This window comes from Limnohabitans sp. JirII-29 (assembly GCF_003063395.1).
Taxonomy (GTDB): Bacteria; Pseudomonadota; Gammaproteobacteria; order Burkholderiales; family Burkholderiaceae_C; genus Limnohabitans.
The window spans coordinates 1-2583 of the sequence record NZ_NESB01000021.1 but is presented as its reverse complement, the minus strand read 5'-3'; the positions used below and the strand labels follow the sequence as shown (position 1 = coordinate 2583).

The window sequence follows — 2583 nt, the reverse complement described above, 5'->3', positions numbered from 1 at the left end:
GTGAGCGTCCGGTCTTCCCACCTATTTTGTGGGCGAGTGTTCACACGGTCGGACTTGCGGGCTTCCAGCAGTGCGGAAGTAACTCTTCGATGCGGGCATTTGGGTGGCTGTGGATGCGAGCCAACACGTCACGCAGGTAAGCCCAGGGCTCCACGCCGTTCATCTTTGCAGACTGCACCAAGCTCATGACGATGGCTGCACGCTGTCCGGCCAGTTCACTGCCTATGAACAGCCAATTCTTGGCCCCTAGCTTCCAGGGCTTGATCTGCTGCTCTAGATGGTTATTGTCAATGGCAACACCACCATGACTGAGATGCAGCGTCAATGCATCCCATGCCTGCAAGCTGTAGTCAATCGCTTGGCGCACCTTGGTGCCTGCCAGCACCCGAGCGCCTTCGAGTTGCATCCACACCTTCAATTCATCCCACAGCGGCTTGCACAGTTGTTGGCGCGCTTGTTGACGCTGCGTAGCGCTCATTGCCGATAGCAGGCCCTCTGCTTGATAAATCCGCGCAAACCTTTGCAAGGCTTCTTGGGCCAGCACACTGGCGCTAGGACCACCATGACTGAGTTCCTCGAACTTGCGCCGCGCATGCGCCGCACACGCAGCAGCCTTGCGCTGCGGATACACGCTCGTATCCAGTACCGCGTTATAGCCCGCGTATTGATCGCATAGCAGCGTGCCCTGCCATGGGGGCTCGGGCACTGGCCGATCTTTGCTGCCGCCCAGAAAAGCCAGTGGATATTGGCCCCCGCGTCCGACACAGAATTCGTAAATCACCCCTCGATGTGGGTCATGCGGGCTGCGCGCATAAGCCCACATGTAGGCCTTCTTGGTTTTGCCCGAGCCCGGATCTAGCAGTGGGATGGGGGTCTCGTCTGCATGTAACTCGGTGGCACTGAGGATGAAGCGCCGATGCGCCTCATACAAAGGCTCTAACGCGGCACCTCCTGCGCCCGCCCACGCCGCCAACGTAGAGCGTGGCGTGTGCACGCCGCTGCGCGCATTGATCTGCTCCTGCCGGTAGTACGGCAGGTGGTCAGCGAAACGGCTAATGAGCGTGTGAGCAATAAGTCCGCTGGCGGGAACTCCACCATCGATCACCTCCAGCTGTGCTGGCTCTTGGCGTAGTGTCTGGCAGCAGCGGCAGGCCCATTTGCCGTAAATATGGCGGTGCACGAAGAACTCAGCCGGCACGATGTCCAGGCGTTCGCTGACCTCCTCGCCAATACGCTGCATGGGCTGAGCGCAATCGGCATTGGGGCAGGTGGTGTCGTAGGGCTCGTGGCGATGCTCCACACGGCGCAAGTGCTCGGGTAGCGCTTGGCGGTGGGGTTTGCGCGGTGGCGATTTGAGCGCTTTGGCAGACTCAGGTAAATGCGCTTGCAGCGCTGCGAGTTGCGTTTGCAGGCTGGCTTCGTCTTCAGCGAGCGTGTCTTGGAACAGGGCACGCTGTTGTGCGCTCATGGCCTCGGTCTTGGTGCCAAACTTCCAGCGCTTGAGGCGGGCCAGTTCGAAGGAGAGCTTCTCCAGCTTGGCATCGCGCCAGATGATCTGTGCGTCTTTGTGTGCGAGTGCCTGGGCTTGGGCGCTGACCTGTCGCTGCAACTGACCAATGAACTCAGCCACCCCGGGGGTGATTTGGGTGAGATCAATGCTAGGTGTGCAACTACCGGACATGAGTGTCATGATGCCCGAGTCGCAACATGCGCACTATTGGCGAATGCGATGTCAACCAACTGACATCTGGTTGCAACGTATATGCCAGCAGTTCAGGTGCGGCGGATAACGCTCCACGCCTCCAAGCGTTGCCATGGCAGACCCAGCACCAGAGCGTCAAATTGCTGGCGGCTGAGCTGCACAGCAGGACCCTGCGCACCTTCACGTTGCACCCAAACAAACTGCCCCGCATGCAGCCTCCGGGTCGCGCACCAGATACCAAAACCGTCATGCACCAGCAGCTTGATTCGGTTGGCTCGGGCGTTAACAAACAAGTAGCCATGGTGGGCATGTGCCTTGCCCAATGTGTTGACCACCACGCTCAGTAGTCGGTCGGCTCCGGCACGCATGTCTTGGCAATGCGTGCACAACCACAGCGCGTCGATGCGGATCATGCGCGTGCAACCATCTCGGCGACAGCGCGCAGTAATGCAGCAACGCATGCGCCATCACCTTGTGCGCAGTGCAGTTTGATTTGCAAGGCACCTAAATCCAAGTCCAGCCGAATATCTTGGGGGTTGGTATTGTTGCTAGGGCTGTTTGCAGCCAGCCCCACAGACAGGAATTGCATGGGCGCGGCAGGTGACAGCGCACCCCTGTCGGCTAAGCGCTGGTTGAAGCGTTTCATGCCAATGCCGGCCAACCACTTGTGCACAACGTTGGAATTGAGCCCGTGGGTTTGGGCAACGGCTGCGATGGAGGCCCCGGGCTGTTGGCAAGCTGCCATCACCTGGGCCTTGAATTCAAGTGAGTGAGTGCGGCGAATGAGAGTTTTGGGATGCATAGGTGTCCACCAAATTTAAGTGGACACCATCGTCTGGCCAAATAGATTTAACTTCAATATGGGATAACTGGACGCTCAC

At 58.9% G+C, this 2583-nt stretch carries 3 protein-coding genes; all 3 read right to left on the bottom strand.

Features of this window, described 5'->3' with window-relative positions:
- Positions 1-40: 40 nt before the first annotated feature.
- The gene (locus B9Z39_RS16785) at positions 41-1690 is read right to left on the bottom strand and encodes an IS66 family transposase (RefSeq protein WP_108302742.1); all 1650 of its coding nucleotides are present in this window, start codon (positions 1688-1690) and stop codon (positions 41-43) included.
- Positions 1691-1773: 83 nt separating this feature from the next.
- Entirely contained in the window at positions 1774-2115 is a 342-nt protein-coding gene (tnpB, locus tag B9Z39_RS16780; protein ID WP_158269526.1) for an IS66 family insertion sequence element accessory protein TnpB, read from the bottom strand.
- The gene (locus B9Z39_RS16775; protein ID WP_108302738.1) at positions 2112-2504 is read right to left on the bottom strand and encodes a transposase; all 393 of its coding nucleotides are present in this window, start codon (positions 2502-2504) and stop codon (positions 2112-2114) included. The genes tnpB and B9Z39_RS16775 overlap by 4 nt, the downstream gene beginning before the upstream one ends.
- Positions 2505-2583 lie beyond the last annotated feature (79 nt).

Excerpts from the sequence above, each read along its gene's own strand:
- tnpB (WP_158269526.1), bottom strand. The coding sequence starts at position 2,115 with ATGATCCGCATCGACGCGCTGTGGTTGTGCACGCATTGCCAAGACATG.
- B9Z39_RS16775 (WP_108302738.1), bottom strand. The coding sequence starts at position 2,504 with ATGCATCCCAAAACTCTCATTCGCCGCACTCACTCACTTGAATTCAAG.
- B9Z39_RS16785 (WP_108302742.1), bottom strand. The coding sequence starts at position 1,690 with ATGACACTCATGTCCGGTAGTTGCACACCTAGCATTGATCTCACCCAA.